Annotated in this window: 16 protein-coding genes; 7 read left to right on the plus strand and 9 right to left on the minus strand. The window is 64.9% G+C overall.

The features are described from left to right. Positions 1-11: 11 nt before the first annotated feature. Positions 12-1,124: a pyridoxamine 5'-phosphate oxidase family protein gene (locus FHG09_RS19900; protein ID WP_227492461.1), complete on the minus strand. Its 1,113-nt coding sequence runs from the start codon at positions 1,122-1,124 to the stop codon at positions 12-14. A gap of 288 nt (positions 1,125-1,412) precedes the next feature. Between FHG09_RS19900 and FHG09_RS00330 the strand changes: the two genes are divergently transcribed. Next, complete coding sequence (locus FHG09_RS00330; protein ID WP_152345720.1) at positions 1,413-1,742, plus strand: rhodanese-like domain-containing protein; 330 nt, start codon at positions 1,413-1,415, stop codon at positions 1,740-1,742. Between the two features lie 155 nt (positions 1,743-1,897). Here the strand turns inward: FHG09_RS00330 and FHG09_RS00335 are convergent, their stop codons facing one another. The 3 genes from FHG09_RS00335 to glsA form a co-directional block, all read right to left on the minus strand. Next, entirely contained in the window at positions 1,898-2,146 is a 249-nt protein-coding gene (locus FHG09_RS00335; RefSeq protein WP_152345721.1) for a hypothetical protein, read from the minus strand. Between the two features lie 310 nt (positions 2,147-2,456). Further along, a complete protein-coding gene (locus FHG09_RS00340) occupies positions 2,457-4,103 on the minus strand; it encodes an MFS transporter (protein WP_227492462.1) in 1,647 nt (548 codons plus the stop codon). Further along, positions 4,103-5,119 (minus strand): glutaminase A, encoded by a 1,017-nt coding sequence (gene glsA / locus FHG09_RS00345; RefSeq protein ID WP_152345722.1) that lies wholly within the window; start codon positions 5,117-5,119, stop codon positions 4,103-4,105. The genes FHG09_RS00340 and glsA overlap by 1 nt, the downstream gene beginning before the upstream one ends. Positions 5,120-5,437: 318 nt before the next feature. Here glsA and FHG09_RS00350 point away from each other — a divergent pair, with 318 nt between their 5' ends. The 3 genes from FHG09_RS00350 to FHG09_RS00360 all read left to right on the plus strand — a co-directional run bounded on the left by FHG09_RS00350 (position 5,438) and on the right by FHG09_RS00360 (position 8,394). After that, on the plus strand, positions 5,438-5,734 hold the full coding sequence (locus FHG09_RS00350) for a hypothetical protein (RefSeq protein ID WP_152345723.1): 297 nt from the start codon (positions 5,438-5,440) through the stop codon (positions 5,732-5,734). 119 nt (positions 5,735-5,853) lie between these two features. Further along, the gene (gene pgm / locus FHG09_RS00355; protein WP_152345724.1) at positions 5,854-7,494 is read left to right on the plus strand and encodes a phosphoglucomutase (alpha-D-glucose-1,6-bisphosphate-dependent); all 1,641 of its coding nucleotides are present in this window, start codon (positions 5,854-5,856) and stop codon (positions 7,492-7,494) included. A gap of 429 nt (positions 7,495-7,923) precedes the next feature. Further along, positions 7,924-8,394 (plus strand): hypothetical protein, encoded by a 471-nt coding sequence (locus FHG09_RS00360; RefSeq protein ID WP_152345725.1) that lies wholly within the window; start codon positions 7,924-7,926, stop codon positions 8,392-8,394. 238 nt (positions 8,395-8,632) lie between these two features. Here the strand turns inward: FHG09_RS00360 and FHG09_RS00365 are convergent, their stop codons facing one another. Continuing rightward, on the minus strand, positions 8,633-9,676 hold the full coding sequence (locus tag FHG09_RS00365; RefSeq protein ID WP_152345726.1) for an LCP family protein: 1,044 nt from the start codon (positions 9,674-9,676) through the stop codon (positions 8,633-8,635). Positions 9,677-9,867: 191 nt separating this feature from the next. On the opposite strand from FHG09_RS00365, the gene FHG09_RS00370 reads away from it, so the two are divergent. The 3 genes from FHG09_RS00370 (at position 9,868) to FHG09_RS00380 (ending at position 12,244) form a co-directional block, all read left to right on the plus strand. Then, positions 9,868-11,109 (plus strand): MFS transporter, encoded by a 1,242-nt coding sequence (locus tag FHG09_RS00370; RefSeq protein ID WP_152345727.1) that lies wholly within the window; start codon positions 9,868-9,870, stop codon positions 11,107-11,109. A gap of 350 nt (positions 11,110-11,459) precedes the next feature. Next, positions 11,460-11,672, plus strand: coding sequence for a helix-turn-helix transcriptional regulator (locus tag FHG09_RS00375; RefSeq protein WP_025776737.1), 213 nt, complete (start codon positions 11,460-11,462; stop codon positions 11,670-11,672). After that, complete coding sequence (locus FHG09_RS00380; protein WP_152345728.1) at positions 11,669-12,244, plus strand: hypothetical protein; 576 nt, start codon at positions 11,669-11,671, stop codon at positions 12,242-12,244. The genes FHG09_RS00375 and FHG09_RS00380 overlap by 4 nt, the downstream gene beginning before the upstream one ends. Before the next feature lie 241 nt (positions 12,245-12,485). Here the strand turns inward: FHG09_RS00380 and dld are convergent, their stop codons facing one another. The 4 genes from dld to FHG09_RS00400 all read right to left on the minus strand — a co-directional run bounded on the left by dld (position 12,486) and on the right by FHG09_RS00400 (position 17,776). After that, positions 12,486-14,192 (minus strand): D-lactate dehydrogenase, encoded by a 1,707-nt coding sequence (gene dld, locus FHG09_RS00385; RefSeq protein ID WP_152345729.1) that lies wholly within the window; start codon positions 14,190-14,192, stop codon positions 12,486-12,488. Positions 14,193-14,287: 95 nt separating this feature from the next. Then, entirely contained in the window at positions 14,288-15,613 is a 1,326-nt protein-coding gene (locus FHG09_RS00390; RefSeq protein ID WP_227492463.1) for a replication-associated recombination protein A, read from the minus strand. Between the two features lie 223 nt (positions 15,614-15,836). Next, positions 15,837-17,096 carry an MFS transporter gene (locus FHG09_RS00395; protein WP_227492464.1) on the minus strand — a complete coding sequence of 420 codons (1,260 nt, stop codon included), beginning with the start codon at positions 17,094-17,096 and terminating at the stop codon, positions 15,837-15,839. A gap of 8 nt (positions 17,097-17,104) precedes the next feature. Continuing rightward, positions 17,105-17,776, minus strand: coding sequence for a GntR family transcriptional regulator (locus tag FHG09_RS00400; RefSeq protein ID WP_227492465.1), 672 nt, complete (start codon positions 17,774-17,776; stop codon positions 17,105-17,107). Positions 17,777-17,782: the final 6 nt, after the last annotated feature.

Below are 17,782 nucleotides of genomic sequence, written 5' to 3' on the forward strand. Positions count from 1 at the left end.
GCCTCACCTGCTCAGAGTTCCGTGGTCTGAGTGCCTCCGGCCGGGCGGTCTCCGGTGATCTTTGACTTGACCATGCGGAAGAGGCCGGATGCCTTTCCGCCGGGCAGACCCCAGTGCTGGGCGGAGTGCGTGATGACCTTGATGAGCCCGAGATTCGGATCCCGGCGGTCATCGAACCATGCCTTGTCGGAATCCGACCACAGATCATCGACCTTGGCCTCATCGTCGACGAACTCGACGCGCCCGGCCACCGACAGCCAGTTGCCCGCCTCGGCGATGCTGATATTGACTTCAGGGTTCGTTCTCAGCGCCTTCGCCTGGTCGCCGTCGAGGGCGAGGAAGAACCAGACATCGGCGTCCTCAGTGACCTCCTGAGGTGCCATCGGGTGGGCGAGGATCTTGCCGTCGGCCAACGCAGTCGCGAGCATGACGGAATCGCCGCCGCGCAGGATCTTGACGACATCGGCCTGGTCGAGCTGATCCGTCGCCGCCTCGCCTGCGGGCTTCTGCCCGTCGCCGGCGGCCGAGACCTGGCCGGCTTCCGTGTCGTCGGTGGCGTTGGCTGACGCGTCGCCGGCAGAGGTGCTGCCGGTGGCGGACGCGGCAGCTGCCGTGCTCGCGGCACCGCCTTCCGCGGTGCTGCCGACCGCGTTGCCCATCCCCGGTACGCTGTCGACGTCATCGGGGTCGGAGGTGGTGCCGACCGACGCGCCCATGCCCGGCGCGACAGAGGGCTTGGAATTCCTGCGCGAGTCGTCACTGGCACCGGCCGTGCTTCCGACGGCGGCGCCGGCACCCGGGGCCGTGCTGGACGGAGCGCCGCCGGGAGCTGTGCTGCTCGCGACTCCGGAATCCTTGGAGCCGGAGCTCGGGGTCACCTCGGCGGCTTTCGATTCGTCGATCGCCGTGTGCGAGCCATCGGGATTGCGATGCAGTGTCACGCCTTCTTCCTCGGCGGCATTCTGGGCACGTGCCTCAACGTTCTGCTCGGTGTAGCCGACTTCGGCGTGAGATTCCATGTCCGAAGTCCCGGCCAGCGGCTCTGCCGTCTCGTCCAGTTTCGCTGCGACGTCACGGGCCTTCTCCTCGGCCGGTGACTCGTCACTCTTGTCTCTGTTGTTCATGACCATTTCCCTTCGCAGACGGTTCCTGGCGCTGCAGTCATTCACGCCAGCCGTGGTCCGTTCACGCGGACCGTGGTCGGCTGGCACATCAACGACTACACGGTCATTCTCACACGGCTCTCCGGTCGGCAACAGCCCCCTTGGAATTGGAGCCAAGACGCCTGAAATCCGGTCGTTCGGGCTTCGCGCAAGGGTATGGACACAGTCGCGAACCCGGTCGCGGGCGTGTGCGGATTCGGAGTCTTCGAGCAGGTGCGAGCACCTGGCTTGCGTGCCTACACTGAAGCCATGGATGAAGAAACGACCGTCACCGTCAACGACATCCCCGAAGGGGCCGCCATCATCGACGTCCGTGAGGACGACGAATGGGAGGCCGGGCACATCGAAGGCGCTGTCCACGTGCCGCTGGGCGAACTGCCCGGCCGCCTCGACGACCTTCCCCTCGATGACGACATGTACGTCATCTGCCGCACCGGCGGGCGCTCGAACCGCGCTGTGGCCTGGCTCAACCAGAACGGCTTCGACGCCTTCAACGTTCAAGGCGGCATGGGGTCATGGAACCTCGACAACGGCAAGCCGATCGTCTCCGAGACCGGCGAAGAGCCTTGGGTGAAGTGATCCTCGGACAACTTGAGACAGGGCAGGGCCGAACGGCGGGTCCGTCCGCTCTGCCCTGTCGATGCTCGTTGATCGATGTCGACCACGAATTCAAGCGTCTGGTAGGGATTCCTCACTGATCCGAACGTTCTACAGAATCTCTGCTCTATTCAATCTCAACGTTCCAGAGCGAACGTGCCGACCCAGACCAGTGCAGCCGGAACGGCGAACATGAGTAAGCTCCATTCGGGTCCGCCGCTGTTTGAGAACGTCACGAAGAAGATGATCGCGGTAACAGCAGCTACGAGGAAGCTGACGATCCTCACGGTGATGAGCAACGTGCCGACCGGGTTCACGGCCAATCGGATGATGAATACGAGCGCCAGCACAATCGCCAACACCACGAAGAACGCCAAAATCGGCATACAACCTCTCTTGAACAATAAATGTTGTCTGTTCGCAGAGACTACCGCATCACCGTTTGGCGGCGAGCTCGAATTCCACATCGACTTGTCGGCTGACAGTCGCCCTCTCTGCCAGAGTGCCCAACCGACCAACCGCACCGTAGGTGGCTGCGCTTAAGTTGGCTTCAACGAACTCGCCATTCCGACCCCATAGGACAGTCTCGCGATTTCGCAAGCGCGTCGACTTTCAGCGGTGGCTAGACAAGTTGGGCTACAAAGCACACGGATGAGATGCACCGTTTTCCGGCGTCGATCTCACGGAGCTCAGATCTCAGTCCTCCGCGGAAGGAATTCCCGCCTTGACCGGGTCGGGGATCTCGTCGGGCCGATACTTCGGCAGCCTTGAGGCCGGCACTGCCGCGACCAGGCTGACGCCGGCGAGGATGAGGAAGCCGAGCTTGAGCGTGCGCAGCCGCTGCTGAGAGTTGAGCTCGACGGCATGCTCGACCTGTTCCGGTGTCGCCGTCGTACCCGCGAGGACCTCGCGCAGTTCGTCGTTGCTCACGAAGTTCGCATTGTCGAGGTCGACCTGTTCGACGAGTTCCGGCGGCAGATCGGGATGATCATCGGCGGCAGACGCCAGCCCCGCCGAGAGCACAGTGACCAGCAGCGCCCCCATGACCGCGGTGCCGACCGCCGAGGCGAGGTTCTGCGCGGTGCCGCGGATCGACCCGACGTCACCGGCCAGATGCTTCGGAGCTGCGGTGACCAGCACATTGAACACCAGTGTCACGAGCGCACCCTGTCCGATGCCGAAGACGATGAGGCCGAGGATCGTCGGCAGAGTCTCCCAGTTGTTCGTTACGACGAACGCCAGCCAGACCAGCGCCGCGGTCGTCAGGCCGAAGGAGAACAGCGCGATCGTGCGCGGTGAGTAGCGCTTGTAGAAGCGGACGATGAGCGTGGCGGTGACGAAGACCGTGAGGTTGAACGGCAGCATCGCCAGCGACGTGTCGAAAGGGGTCCGACCCTGGACGACCTGGATGTAGGTGGGCACGGTGAAGTTCACGGCCGCCTCCATGGCGACGATGACGAACATCGCGTAGACCGCCGCCCGTTCGCTGGGCCGACCGAGCACGCTGATGTCGACGAGCGGCACCTTGCCTGCCGCCTTCCGCCGCTTCGTCCAGATGAAGAACAGCTGCCCGAGGACGACGCCGACGACGATGAACACCGGCGCCGGTGACAGCCCGGCGATCGAGAACGGTGCCCCATCCTCGGCGCGGATGATGCCCCACCCGTTGAGGTTGTTGAACCCCATCGTCAGCAGCACGACCGCAGCACCGATGAGTGCAGAGGCGACGAGGTCGATCCGGATCGCAGGGTCCCCCTTGTCCGACTTCAGCGTGAACGTCAGTGCGAAGACGATGACGGCCAGGCCCAGCGTGATGAAGAAGATCGGCCGCCACCCCACCAGCGTGCCCAGGGTGCCGCCGATGAGGAAGGCGCTCATCCCGGAGAAGGCACGTGCCGACCCGAGCGAGCCGACCGCGGCCGCCTGCTGCGCTCCGCGATAGTTCTCGGCGATGAGCGCGACCAGGGCGGGCACGATGATCGCTGCGGCGGCACCGGCGAGCAGCTGACCGGTGATCACCCAGGTCACGGTGCGGGAGAAGATCATGAGCAGCGAGGAGGCCGCGAAGACGACGAGGACGACGCGGAAGATGAGCACCCAGCCGATCCGCTGACCCAGCTTCGCGCCGGTCATCACGAGCGCGGCCACAGCAAGGCCGTAGACGACGATCGTCGACGAGGCGACCGTGGGCGGAACACCGAAGTCCTCGACCATTCCGCCGAGCGAGATCGGCAGTGCGGCGACGTTGAACGACATGAGGACCTGGGCGAGGAAGAGCCCGATCATCGGTGCCCAGGATCTGCGCTCCTCGGCGAGGTCGTTCGGTGCGGTTTCGGCGCTCATCATTGTCCTTTCCGTGGGCGTTCGACGGCTGCGTTCGAGGCGAAGAGATTCATACCCAGCACCCGGGAGATGTGGAAGCACGCGCGCTGCCCACGCACGCTGTTGCCCGCGGAGTCCAACCTCGGCGAGAAGGTGCCCAGCGCTCCCTTGCCCGGGGCGATGGCGACGATGCCGCCGGCGACCCCGGATTTGGCGGGCAGTCCGATCTCGAAGAGCCACTCGCCGCTGTTCTCGTACATTCCGCACGAGGCGAGCAGCGCGAGCGTGTCACGGGCCACCTCGGCGGAGACGACCTGCCGGCCGGTCAGCGGATTGATCCCACCGTCGGCGAGGGTCGCTCCCATCACCGCGAGGTCGTGCGCGGTGACCAGCAGCGAGCACTGCCGGGTATAGATGTCGACGGTGTCGAGCGGATCCGTGATGATCCGCCCATAGCTCTCGAGCAGCCGAGCCAGGGCCTTGTTGCGCTGATTCGTCTTCATCTCCGATTCGTACACGCGACCGTCGAGGCGAAGCGGCCGACCGGCGAAGCGGGAGAGCCCGGTACGGATGTTCTCCCATTTCTCCGCCGAGGTGGCCCCGGGCATGAGTGCGGTCGTGGCGATGGCACCGGCGTTGACCATCGAGTTCAGCGGTTTGCCGTCGTTGAGTTCGATCGCCATCACCGAGTTGAAGGCGAGCCCCGTGTTGTTGACGCCGACGCGTTCGTGGACGAGTTCGGAGCTGCGGGCCTGGCAGACGAGTGCGAAGACGAAGGCCTTGGAGATGGATTGGATGGAGAACTCGATGTCGACATCTCCGGCCTCGTGCACGGCCCCGGCCGATTCGATGAGGCTGAGTCCGAACCACCGGGGATCCGCCTCGGCGAGGATCGGGATGTAGTCGGCGACCTCACCGTCGTCGAGTCCGCCGTAGCGTGCGTGGATGTCGGCCAGGGTCGCGTCGATGAAGCTGTCGGAGGGCAGGCCGCCGGTGGAGGCTCGCTGTCTGACCGATACTTCGTCAGGCCCGACCATCTCTGATCCTCGTCTCGTTCGTGTGGGGCAGTCCTCGGTGCCCGTCCGCAGAGTGATTTCACTCTATCTCAGGGATATCCTCTTGCACAGGTTTCTGACCAGGGATGATCGCCGAGATTCTCGGTCGGCAGTCGTGGCACCCGGCTTCCGTGGTGAGCCGGTGGGCCGCGCCACGGATGAGCCGCGGAGACGAGCCCCCTTGCTCCGTTTCCACGATGGGTCTACCGTCAAGACCACGGATCACTCCCGCACCTCTTGTGATCCTCAATCCTCCGTCGAACGGCGTGAGCGTGTTCAACTCCGAAGGGAGCAGAAGTCATGAGTGACGAGAAGAAGAACCTGCCGGAGAACGCAGCAGAGCAGCAGACCGAAGACGAGCAGGAGGTCGAGAGCTCTGCCGTCGGAGTCGGCGCCGAGACAGACGCCGAAGGCAGTTCCCAGACTCCTGAAGAGAAGCTCGAGCGCATCGCCGCCGAGCACGATGTTCCGATCGATCGGGACCCTGAGGAAGCCCAGGCCAAAGCCGAAGGGTCCTCCTCCCCCGACAAAGACCGGGATATCAGCGGTGGAGACACGAAGGAAGAGGACGACGACTCCGTGGAGCCGCCGGACTGAGTCTGCGACGGCGAGGGCTTGGTCGTGGAATTCCGATCCGTCATGTCTGCCGAGTCCACGATGCAAGAACTCCGTGGACACAACTGTGACAGGTGGCCCGGATTTGGCAAGGTAGAAGAATGACTACTCGCGCCGGCCAGTTGGCCCAGGACAAGGATCTCGTGGACATCCCTGCCCTTCTCGATTCCTATCACGACCTGGTTCCCGACCCTTCGGTGCCTTCGCAAGCAGTGAGCTTCGGGACCTCGGGCCACCGCGGTTCGAGCTTCAACCGTTCCTTCAACGAGGCGCACATCGCTGCCATCACCGCAGCCATCGTCGACTTCCGCCGCGACAAGGGCATTCGCGGACCGGTCTTCCTCGGCCGGGACACCCACGCGCTGAGTGAGCCCGCATTCCTCACGGTCCTCGAGGTGCTCGCCGCCGCCGAGGTGCCGGCGCTCATCGACGAACGCGACGGCTTCACCCCGACCCCTGCCGTCTCCCATGCGATCCTCGGCTTCAATGCCGGGAAGTCGCGCGAGGATGCCCAGGCCGACGGCATCATCGTCACTCCCAGCCACAATCCGCCTGCCGACGGCGGCATCAAATACAACCCGCCGCACGGCGGGCCCGCCGGCACCGAGACGACGACATGGATCGCCGAACGCGCGAACAGCTACCTCCGCGAGGGGTGGGAGAAGATTCCGCGCACCCCCTTCCAGCGGGCCTTCCACCTGGAGAACACCGAGAACTTCGACTACGTGTCGAACTACGTCGACGACCTCGAATCCGTCATCGACCTCGACGTCATCCGCTCCTCCGGGCTGAAGATCGGCGCCGACCCGCTCGGCGGAGCCAGCGTCGACTACTGGGCGGCGATCGCCGAGGACTACGACCTCAACCTCGACGTCGTCCATCCGGACGTCGACCCCACCTGGTCGTTCATGACCCTGGATTGGGATGAGAACATCCGCATGGACTGCTCCTCTCCCTATGCGATGGCCGGTCTCATCGCCTCCCGCGGCGACTACGACATCGCCACCGGCAACGATGCCGACGCCGACCGCCACGGCATCGTCACCCCCGATGCCGGGCTGATGAACCCCAACCACTACCTGGCGGCGGCCATCGACTATCTCATCGACGCACGCACCGATTGGCCGGCCGGTGCCGGGATCGGCAAGACTCTGGTCACCTCGTCGATCATCGACCGCATCGTCGCCGCCCACGACCGGCCGCTGTTCGAAGTGCCCGTCGGCTTCAAGTGGTTCGTTCCCGGCCTGCTCGATTCGACGCTGGCCTTCGGCGGGGAGGAATCGGCCGGTGCGTCGTTCCTGCGTCGGGACGGCAAAGCCTGGTCGACGGACAAGGACGGCATCATCCTCGCCCTCCTTGCAGCGGAGATGACTGCGAAGACCGGGCAGACTCCCTCACAGCGATACGCAGGGCTGGCCGCGAACCACGGCATCAGCGCCTACGCCCGCCAGGACGCCCCGGCGACCCGCGAACAGAAGGCCCGCCTCGGTGCCCTTGACGCGTCGCAGGTGAGCGCGAAGTCCGTCGGCGGTGAATCCGTGACGGCGGTCCTGACCTCGGCACCGGGAAACAGCGCGCCGATCGGCGGGCTCAAGGTCACCACGGAGAACTCCTGGTTCGCGGTGCGTCCGTCGGGCACTGAAGACGTCTACAAGATCTACGCCGAATCCCTGCGCGACGAAGACCACCTGCGCCAGGTCCAGCACGACGCGCGGACCCTGGTCGACGGGGTGCTGAAGTAGGGCGCCTGGGTGCAGCCGTGCAGGGTGCTGCGTGCAATTGCGGGTCCGCGCGTGCGAGTGCGGATCACGATCGCGTATCGCTGCTCATGCAGAATCGTCGCAAATGCACACGTCATCAGCTGAACCGGCCAGCTGGCAACCACCGAGCCGAACCGGCAGGGTGAGCAGACTGCGGCGTCCACATTGAGCCGTGACCAACCGGTCCATCAGCAGAACATCGTGCCTTCAACGGCCGGGCTCGGACCGCGGACTCGTGACAATGAGTGCCGCACGACTGCAATACGCCCGTTTTCGGTCTGTGACCTGCTCCAAGTCGGTTCTCAGCGACCGTTGTCGCGTCTTCAGCCCGGGTCGCAATACTGATCCACGTCAAGGACATGCCGCCCTGCAGTGACAGACAGCGGCAGACACGACGAAGGGATAGACACAATGAAGTCCACCATTCGCAATCGCGCAGCAGCTCTGGGAATCGCGACCGTCGCCGGGCTCTCCGGCGTCGGGCTGGCAACAGGACCGGCCATGGCCGCCGATGCTTCTCTCGCGGACTCCTCGAGTCAGTCAGCCGCCTCGGACGTCGGCTCACAGTCCATCTACTATCCGATCGAAGCCGGCAAGTATGCAGATGAACTCGTCATCGCCTGGGGCCAGGACAGCACCGACCGAGTCGAAGCGTTTGCCACCGACGAAGTTGCCGAGAAGCTGGCAGACCACGGCGATGAGCACGGTTCTCATTGGAGGAACTCCGGGGCAGAAGGCGCCGCGGGAACCACGTACATCACCTACCGGAACACAGAGACCGGCGAGAAGATGACGCTCGGTGTCTCCAACCAGGCCATCGGCGACCAGGACGAATGGGGTGCAGCACCCCACGCGGTCTACAGGGTCGACTTCGACGGCTGAAGCGGATGAAGCACTGGACCGACAGTGAGACCGCCTCTACGAGGCGACCGATGAGAGGCGCTATCGGCCCGGATGCACCGAGCCCCGCTCCAGGAAGTTTCTGGAGCGGGGCTCGGTGTGTGACTCAGCGGAGCTGGACCGCAGCGATCGCGGCTGCGGCGAGCCGCCTCGGCGAGGGATGCCCGGGAAAGGGCCGCCTCGGCGAAGGTGTCAGCGCTTCGCCGCCTCGGCGAGGGTGTTACAGGTGGGCCTCCGGGGCGTTCTGCACATAGTCGGCCACGGTGTCGTTCTTGAACGCGTCGCGGACCTTCTTCAGCTCATCCTCGTCGACGTTGACGATCGACTGACCGTCCGGGGAGGTGCCGACGCCGGCGACGGGGGCGGTGAAGAACTCGATGTCGCCGGGGCGGACGTCGCGCATATTGAACGCGGTCGAGGAGATGTACTTCGCGTCCAGGCCCGAGTCGACGTACATGTACGGCGCGAAGTTCTTGACCATGTCCTGGATCTTCTTCGGGTTCGACAGCGTGTCGGCCGAGATCATCTCGTTCGTCAGCCCGCGGATGAACGCCTGCTGATTGCGCGCACGCTGGAAGTCGCCGTCCTTGAACTGCTTGCGCTCACGCACAAAGGTCAGCGCCTGATCGCCGTCGAGGACATTCTCGCCCTGAGTGAAGGAGTAGCCGTTCTTCTCGAACGCCTGCTCGGAGTTCACGGTCACCCCGCCGAGGCTGTCGGTCAGAGCCTTGAACCCCTCGAAGTCGATGATCGCCACGTGATCGAGGTCGGTGCCGATGAAGTCCGAAACCGTCGACACGGCCAGCGGCAGACCGCCGTAGGACAAGGCAGCGTTGATCTTCGACTTGCCGTGGCCGTCGATGTCGACATAGGTGTCGCGCGGGATCGACATGATCTGGACGTTGCCGCCGTCCTCGGGCAGGTGCATGACCATGATCGTGTCCGAGCGCAGCCCGCGCGAATCGTTGACGTCGACATCGCTCATCGGCTCGTCCGAGCCCAACAGCAGGATGTTCGTGCCGTCGCCTTCCTTGCCGCCGGCGCTGTCCTTGCCGAAGACCTGTTCATCGCTGAGCTGGTTCGCATTCTTGTCGAAGGACCGGCCGACGCTCCAGACGTAGAGCCCGATGCCGAGCACGCCGAGGATGACGATGATGAGCAGCGCGACGAGGACCTTGCGCCAGACGCGCTTCTTCTTGCGCGGTCGCTGCTGCTCGTCGGGCTGGTGGTCGAAGAGATCGTCGAAGGTGGTGTTGTCCGTCATCGGCACTCCGGGGTCATGTCGGTGCGGCACTCACGCCGACGGGAAGGAAAATGCAATCTCGGCAATTATATAGCTTTTGTTACAAACCCCAGGACACCTCGGCAGCACTGCCTCCCCGAGGTGAGGCGACTCACCGGTAATAGCGCAGGATTCGCCTGGCTGTCGCTCGGGACGCTCGGTAGACTTTCCTGGTGTTCAACAACTATCGGGAAATTCTGTCGCTTCCCGGTGCTCTCAAGTTCTCCTTGGCCGGTCTCGTCGCCCGGATGCCCATCGCAGTGCTGGGTCTGGGCATCGTCCTCTTCATCCAGGGCGTGACCGGGTCATATGGCATGGCGGGCATCGTCTCCGCCGTGTACATGATCGTCCAGGCACTTGCCGGCCCCGGGATCGCCCGCCTCGTCGACCGCCTCGGCCAGGCGAAGGTCATGGTGCCCATCGTCATCACCCACCTCATCGCGTTGGCGCTGCTCATCGTCTCCGTGTACGAGGACTGGTGGACGGGATTCGTCTTCGTCTTCGCCGGCATCGGCGGTGCCACCGTGGGCTCCGTCGGTTCGCTCGTGCGCTCGCGGTGGTCGCACATCGTCGACACGCCGAAGAAGCTGCAGACCGCGTTCTCGTGGGAATCGGTCGCCGATGAGCTGATGTTCGTCTCCGGGCCGGTGCTGGCCACGGTGCTGGCGACAGCCGTGTGGCCGCCGGCGGGAATCATCCTCTCGATGATCACCGTCGGCGTCGGTTCGCTGCTGCTCTACATCCAGAAGTCGACCGAACCCCCGCCGGTGGAGCGGACCACCGAAGCGAAGGGGCACGTGTTCTCGAACCCGGGCATCTTCGCGATCATCATCGTCAACATCTTCCTCGGCGTGAACTTCGGCGCCATCGACGTCATCGCCGTCGCCTTCGCCGACGAGCTCGGCGTGAAGTCCTCGGCCGGTGTGCTGCTGTCCTGCCTGGCGCTGGGGTCGCTGATCTCCGGGGCGCTGTACGGAGCAAGGAACTGGCAGGCCGCCGTCCATCATCGCTTCGGAGTGGCCGTATCGGCTTTGGCCGTGGGCGCCTGCCTGATGCTGCTGGCCAATTCGATGGTCACCTACGGCATCATCCTGATCGTCGTCGGATCGGCGATCGCACCGAGCCTCATCGGAGCGAACTCCGTCATCGAGCAGCTCGCTCCCCCGCGCAGGCTCACCGAGGCGTTCGCCTGGTTGGGCACCTCGCTGGGCTTCGGCGTCGCCTTCGGATCGGCGGTCGCCGGCAACATCATCGACGCCTTCGACGCGAAGACCGCGATGCTCCTGCCCGCCGGCTGCGCGGTGCTCGGAGCGATCATCGCACTGTCGCTGCTCAAGCTGCTCAATCCTTCCCGGTCGAGTCATGAAGCCCGCCTGGAGAAGGACCGTCGGCGCGAGAAGGTCGTGGAGTCGTAAGGGCCGCCGAGCTGCGGGCGCTGCGGGCGTTGCGGTCGCTGCGGTCGCTGCGGTCGCTGCGGCGAGCATCCGTCACTCTTAGCTCGAAAGCACCCTGTTGCGGCGGCCTCCCAGCCATCTGAGCATCCGTCACCATCAGCGGCACTCCGCACCAATGCGTGGGCACCCGTCACCGCTCGCGCGAAGACACCCCGTTGCAACGGGGTGTTTTTGTGTTACCGGTGAGGGATGGTGGGACGGTCGCGGATGGTGACGGCCGGCCGCCTCGGCGATGTCAAAGATCGTTGACATCACGATGTCAAACATGCTTTACTTTTAGATGTAAAGAGAAGTTGACATCAAGGAACGGTATGGAAGTTCAGACCTCGGACCTCAAGCAGGTTCGCAAGGCTGCCGGGCTGACGCAGGCGCAGCTGGCCCAGCTCACCGGAGTGTCGCGACAGACGATCATCGCGACCGAACGCGGCGACTACGCCCCCAGCGTGTATCTGGCGCTGCGCATCGCCCGAGCCTTGAACACGACAGTCGAAGAGATCTTCTCGCTCCAGGAGGAATCCCCATGAACAACGTCAGCGACAAGAAGAACCGTCCCAACGAACTGGCCGATAGGATCGCCGGTTTTGATGACCCGTCGATGGGAGACGAACGCGAACGCGACGTGATCCTGCGCGCCTACACTTTTGGTGCAGTCGTCTCTACGTATGTGTTCTTCGCACTCGGACTCATCTTCGCCGTCCTCGGCGCGGGATTGTGGAGTGTGTTGATCGTCCTCGGATCCATGGTGACCAGCGGTGTCATCTCGGGGTATTGCAAGCGCGAGAATGTGGACTTCTCCATGGCTATGGCCCGTGTTTCGCCGAGGCGGCTGATCGTCGGCAACATCGTCGGAGCGGTGTTCGCGATCGTGTGGGTCGGTGCGATCGTCTTCCACATGAGTGAGGGCTATCCGCTCATCGATGCCGGCATGGGAGCAAGCGCCACACTCGGCGCCTCAACCAGCACCTATGCCATCGTGGTCGGCGCGGCTTTCGGATTCATCATCACGATCACGATGATGACGATCTCTCGTACACGCAAAATCAAGCAGGCCCGCGCCGAGGCGGCCGCAGCGGCCTACATTGAGGACGAGGACTGATGCGGCTGGGCTGCCGACGGCGTCCGTCACCGCTACCGGGTTACCGCACCGCTGGTGACGCATCCGGCACCGTTAGCGGCACAACATCCCGTTGCAACGGGGTGTTGTGCTGCTGGCGGGGCGGGGTGCCGCCAAGGGGGTGTTGTGCCGCTCACGGTGTGGGGTGCCTGCTGGTGCGCGAGAAGTCGGCCGTGGCCAAGGCTCCGACAGGGAAATTACAGCCCCGCCTGAGATTCCAGGTTCAGACCCAGTCCTTCTTCGCAGAGGTCTCGCCGACCCCGGCGTTGAAGACGTTGTGCGGGTCGAGGTCCTTGAAGTGGGCTTCCATCTCCGGCGGCACAGGGTAGAGCCGACCATAGTTGTGCTCGGCGGGCACGGCGGCACCGCGGGCCTCGAGAAGCTCGGTCATCTGCTTCTTCAGCGCCACCGGGTCGACGCCCTTCTTCGCCACATGGTCCTGGTGGAAGACATGGCAGAAGAAGTGCCCATAGTAGGAGCTGATGTGCAGCTGATCGGCGATCTCGTCGGGCAGCACTTCGAGCCAGTCCTCGTCGTCGCGGCGCAGCGCGACGTCGAAGGTGATCATGTCCGAGGAGTCCTCGCGGTTGAGGTTGAAGTAACGGGTCGCCGCACTCGCTGCACCGAAACGATGCAGCATCGCGGACTGAGCCTCATCGCCGCTGCACACGAAATAATCACCGTCGTGGGCCGCCTCGGCGAAGAAATCGTCGAGGAATCGACCCATCCGCGCCTTCTCCCCGCCGCTGACGACGAGCAGCAGGTGGTGTTCGAACCGGTCGCGGTATTCGAGCATCCGCTCGGGCAGCTGCTGCGGCAACAGACCGAACGCGTTCTGCGCTATCGTGTCGGCGACGGTCTCGCCGAAGAACGGCAGCTTCGCGAACACGCCGTTGGCCCAGTTCTTCAGCGCGAAGAGCCTGATCTGCTCCCGGCTGCCGGCGTGCTTGATCGAGACGAACGTGTCCTTGCCGTACTTCTCGGCGAGGTCGAAGGAGGGTCGGCCCATGTATTCGCCCGAGATCGGCAGCGGCATGTCCGAGGTCAGAATCGCCCGCCGCAGGTCTTCGAGCTCGGTCGGGCTGTTCGTGCCGACGTAGAAGGTCGTCGCGTCGGTCTCCTTCGGGAAGGTGCGGGTGCGCACGGCGAAGACCATGAGCTTGCCGGCTGATCCGGAGGCTTCAAACAGGTAGTCGGAGTTCGCGTTGAACCGGGCCGGAGAGTCGACGATCTTTCGGACCTGGGTCCCGTATTCGGTCTCCGTCGTGTCCTCGGGCGGAGCGGTGACCTCGGCCGGGTCCCAGTCACCGCGCTGGAGTCTGTCGAGGAGATGCGCGGGGTCATCACCGAGTTCGACGCCGAGGTGGTTGACCAGTTGGAGTCGCCCCTCCTCGGTGACGCGGGCGAAGATGGCGTGCTTCGTGAACGCCGGGCCCTTGCGGATCTGGGATCCGCCGGAGTTGTTCGCGATCCCGCCGATGACCGAGGCCCCGATCGAGGATGAGCCGATGACCGAGTGCGGTTCGCGGCCGAACGGGGCGAGCGCCTCGTCGAGTTCGTACAGCGTCGATCCGGCCAAACAGATCGCTTCGCGGGCGTCGTTGATGAGGTAGATCTGGTTGACGCGCAGGGTCGAGATGATGACGATCTCGCGGTCGTAGTCCTGTGCGCCGGGGCCGGAGCCGCCGGTCAGGCCGGTGTTGGCCGACTGCGGGATGACGATGAGGTCGTTGTCGACGCAGACCTGCAGGGCCCGCCACATGTCGACGAGGCTGCCCGGGCGCAGCACGGCCAGCACATTGCCGCCGCCGAAGCGGTTGCCCTTCGTATAGGGGGCGGTCGCCCGCGTCGAGGTGAGCACGTGGCGTGGCCCCATGATGTCGATGAACGCATTGACGGCTGGTGACTGTTGGCGTGATGTGCCGGGCATGTGGTCGATCCTTAAAGGTCGGTGGTAGCTGGTGTCATCGTAGAACGTCGTCAGCGTGCGCGACGAGGTTGTCCGCAGGGCTCAGGGCTCAGGGTTCAATCCGGTTCGCCCTCCGGATCTGCCCGCGTCCGCTTCTCGGTGCGTTTCCGTTCCCACTCGGCGAGCTTGTCGGCGATGACTCTTTCGTAGCCGTTGCCTGTGGGCCGGTACAGCTTCTCAGGCTCCATGTCCTCGGGGAAGTAGTTCGCGCCTGAGAACCCTCCGGGCGTGTGCGGATCGTACTCGTAGCCTTCCCCGTAGCCGAGTTTCTTCATCAGCTTCGTCGGGGCGTTGAGGATATTCGCGGGCGGCATGAGGGACCCGGTCTTCTTTGCCAGCCGCGTCGCGGCGTTGAACGCCGAGTAGACTGCGACAGACTTCGGCGCGGTTGCGAGGTAGACGACCGCTTGGGCGATGGCGAGTTCTCCCTCGGGGGATCCGAGGCGCTCATACACGTCCCATGCTGCCAGAGCCTGGTGGACGGCCTGCGGGTCGGCGATGGCGATATCCTCATTCGCGAACCTGACCAGACGTCGGGCGATGTAGAGGGGGTCCTCTCCGCCGTCGAGCATTCGTGCCAGCCAGTACAGTGCGGCGTCGGGGTCGGAGCCGCGCATGGACTTATGCAGCGCGGAGATGAGGTTGTAATGCCCTTCCTGCCCCTTGTCATAGATCGGTGCTCGCTGCTGAACGAGATCGACCAGACCCGAGGTGTCCAGTGTCCCGGTGACGGTCTGGAGCTGTTCGATGAGGTTGAGCAGATACCGGCCATCGCCGTCTGCCATCGCCATCATCGCCTGCCGGGCCTGGTCGTCTACCGGCAGCGTCCTGCCCATGGCTTCTTCCGCACGTTCGATGAGTGTGGTCAGAGCCCGCTCGTCGAGGCGCTTGAGGACGAACACCTGACAGCGAGACAGCAGCGCAGAATTGAGTTCGAAGCTCGGATTCTCCGTCGTCGCGCCGACGAGCACGACCGTTCCGTCCTCCACGTAGGGCAGGAAGGAGTCCTGCTGAGCACGGTTGAAGCGGTGGATCTCATCAACGAACAGCATCGTGCCCTGTCCGACCTCGCGCCGTTTGGCAGCCGCCTGGAAGACCTTGCGAAGTTCAGCGACGCCCGAGAAAGTGGCCGACAGCGGCTCGAACGCCAGCCCGGTCTGATCCGCCAGCAGACGCGCGATTGTGGTCTTCCCACAGCCCGGCGGCCCCCACAGCACCATCGAGACCAGTCGACGTTCGTCGACCATCCGTCCGATCGGTGCGTCCGGACCGAGCAGGTGCTCCTGGCCCGCCACATCTTCGAGAGCCTTCGGACGCAGACGGTCGGCGAGGGGACGACTACCGTCATCGGGTTCGAACAGTGACGGTGGTTCCTGATTCACTGTGTCACCTCGACTCCTCCGGCCCTGCGACTGCGGTTTCCTGTGCTGTCACGGTCGCTCGACGGGTACCCGCTGCTGGTGCCCGACAGGTCGCTGGCAGCCTCCCGTGCCCTGCGTTGGATGTCCTGTCCGGTGGATGTCCTGCCCGCTGAGACTCACGTCTGCTCCTGTACGTATCGGCTTCTCCCAGAGTCGCAGAGTTTTCGACTCCCGGCCAGACCCGTCACCACGGTCGAGTGATGGCCCGTGCCACGACGCCGAGGCACCCCAGGCAGACGAGTGCCAGACCGATCAGGGACAGGCTGTAGGGCAGCACGGGCAGCAAGGCGGCGAGCACTGTGGGCAACAGGAACCCGGAGTAGGCGAGGCAGTAGTAGACCCCGGTGATGCCCGCCGACTCCTGTGGTGAGGCGATGGCCTGGACGATGATGAGTCCGGCGACGACGCAGATGCCGTAGGCCAGACCGAGCACGATCGCGACGATGCCGGCGAGGATCGGATTCGCAGTGACGGCGGCAACGACGCCCAAGCCCATTCCGAGCGTCATCAGTCCCAGCCCGACGATGAGTGCCCGGCCGCCCGTGGCGCGGTTGATGCCCGGCACGAGGTTCTGCACGAGGGCCCCGGCACCGAGAGTGACGACAGTGAGCACTGTGGCGTACAGCGTCGTCCACTCCCCCAGCTTCTCCTGTACGAGGGCGGGCATCACTGCATAGGCCACCCCGGCAGCACCGAAGACCCACGGGGCGGCCGGAACGATCAGCCGGATGAACGTCCGGTGTGCGATGAGCGGAGTCCTCAGCCCCTTCCACCAGTGCGTGCTCGACCGCTGCGAGACCGGCAGGGACTCGGGCGCACCCACCACGATGAGCAACGCGACGAGGTTGAGCAGGCCGTGGACGCCATAAGGAACCGCTTCGGGCAGCGGCCCCCACTGGGCCAGGCAACCGGTGGCTGCGGCGCCGACGGCGAAACCCAAGGTCAGGGTCAGGGCGGGGCGGCGTGCGCCGGCAGTGATGTTCGCCCGATCGTCGAAGGGCGGGGCCGAGAGCTCCTTGATCCAGCTCGTCCCCACAGACATGGCCACACCCACGCCGATGCCGGCGAGGACGCGCCCGAGGCACAGCATCGCGAAGTGGGTGAAACCGAGGCCCAAGAGGACGCTGCCGAGGATCGCTGAGATCGATCCGGCGATGAGGACCGGTTTGCGCCCGTGCCGATCCGACAGCGCCGAGGCGACCAGCAGTCCCGGAATGAGTCCGCCCACGTACATGCCCAGCAGCAGGTTCGCCTGCCAGACGGCGTACCCGCCGTCCTCCTCGTACATGTGCACGAGCGGAGTGAAATGATTGCCGCCCCACGCGAGCAGGAACATCGCCGGTGCCACCCGCAGCCACGTGCCGCCGACGTGGACAACGTCGGTGGGGGCCGCCTCGGTGGTGGTGTCGTTCGTGTTCGTGGAGGTCGAGGGGTGGGCGGTCATGGTCCTCCTCAGCGGGACTGCGGGAAGTGGGAACCGTCGATGTGGTCGCGGACGAGACGGGCGAAACCGGCGGGGTCGCCCGCCTCGGCGCGGTCAGTCAGCGACTCATGTTCCGTCAGGAGCGTCTCGAGGGTGTGCGGCTGTTCGATGGCGACCTGAAAGGTCAGGCGGGCCAGGCGCGGGCCCATGGTCGAAAGCATCTCGGTGACGATGGCGTTGCCGCCGCTGCGGATGAGCCGGGCGTGGAAGGCGTAGTCGGCGCTGGCGAAGCCGAGCGGATCGCCTGCCTCCAGGGCGTTCTTCTGCTGGCCGAGCAGGGTGCGCAGGTCGGCGGCCAGAAACGTGAGGTCGCCGCTGTCGGCCAAGGTCTGGACGGCGTCGATCTCGAACATCGAACGCACGGCGAGCAGGTCGCGGCGTTCCTTGGCCGTCACCGTGGTCACGAGCGCGCCCTTCTTCGGCACGAGGCGGACGAGGCGCCAGCGCTCGAGCTGAAGCATCGCCTCCCGGGCCGGGGTGCGGCTGGCGCTGTGTGCTTCGGCGAGGTCGGCCTCGATGAGCAGTTCCCCGGGTTCGTGCCGGCCTTCGATGATCTCCCGCGCCGTCGACGCGGCCATCCGCGAGGCGATCGGAGAGGAGTCGTCGGTGCGCTGCCAGGGCAGTGTCAGCAAGTCATTCACACCCCG

Source organism: Brevibacterium sp. CFH 10365 (genome assembly GCF_009299785.1).
GTDB lineage: Bacteria > Actinomycetota > Actinomycetes > Actinomycetales > Brevibacteriaceae > Brevibacterium > Brevibacterium limosum.

Bases quoted from the DNA above. Each gene is read 5' to 3' on its own strand.
- FHG09_RS19900 (WP_227492461.1), bottom strand. From the start codon at position 1,124: ATGAACAACAGAGACAAGAGTGACGAGTCACCGGCCGAGGAGAAGGCC.
- FHG09_RS00330 (WP_152345720.1), top strand. From the start codon at position 1,413: ATGGATGAAGAAACGACCGTCACCGTCAACGACATCCCCGAAGGGGCC.
- FHG09_RS00335 (WP_152345721.1), bottom strand. From the start codon at position 2,146: ATGCCGATTTTGGCGTTCTTCGTGGTGTTGGCGATTGTGCTGGCGCTC.
- FHG09_RS00340 (WP_227492462.1), bottom strand. From the start codon at position 4,103: ATGAGCGCCGAAACCGCACCGAACGACCTCGCCGAGGAGCGCAGATCC.
- glsA (WP_152345722.1), bottom strand. From the start codon at position 5,119: ATGGTCGGGCCTGACGAAGTATCGGTCAGACAGCGAGCCTCCACCGGC.
- FHG09_RS00350 (WP_152345723.1), top strand. From the start codon at position 5,438: ATGAGTGACGAGAAGAAGAACCTGCCGGAGAACGCAGCAGAGCAGCAG.
- pgm (WP_152345724.1), top strand. From the start codon at position 5,854: ATGACTACTCGCGCCGGCCAGTTGGCCCAGGACAAGGATCTCGTGGAC.
- FHG09_RS00360 (WP_152345725.1), top strand. From the start codon at position 7,924: ATGAAGTCCACCATTCGCAATCGCGCAGCAGCTCTGGGAATCGCGACC.
- FHG09_RS00365 (WP_152345726.1), bottom strand. From the start codon at position 9,676: ATGACGGACAACACCACCTTCGACGATCTCTTCGACCACCAGCCCGAC.
- FHG09_RS00375 (WP_025776737.1), top strand. From the start codon at position 11,460: ATGGAAGTTCAGACCTCGGACCTCAAGCAGGTTCGCAAGGCTGCCGGG.
- FHG09_RS00380 (WP_152345728.1), top strand. From the start codon at position 11,669: ATGAACAACGTCAGCGACAAGAAGAACCGTCCCAACGAACTGGCCGAT.
- dld (WP_152345729.1), bottom strand. From the start codon at position 14,192: ATGCCCGGCACATCACGCCAACAGTCACCAGCCGTCAATGCGTTCATC.
- FHG09_RS00395 (WP_227492464.1), bottom strand. From the start codon at position 17,096: ATGACCGCCCACCCCTCGACCTCCACGAACACGAACGACACCACCACC.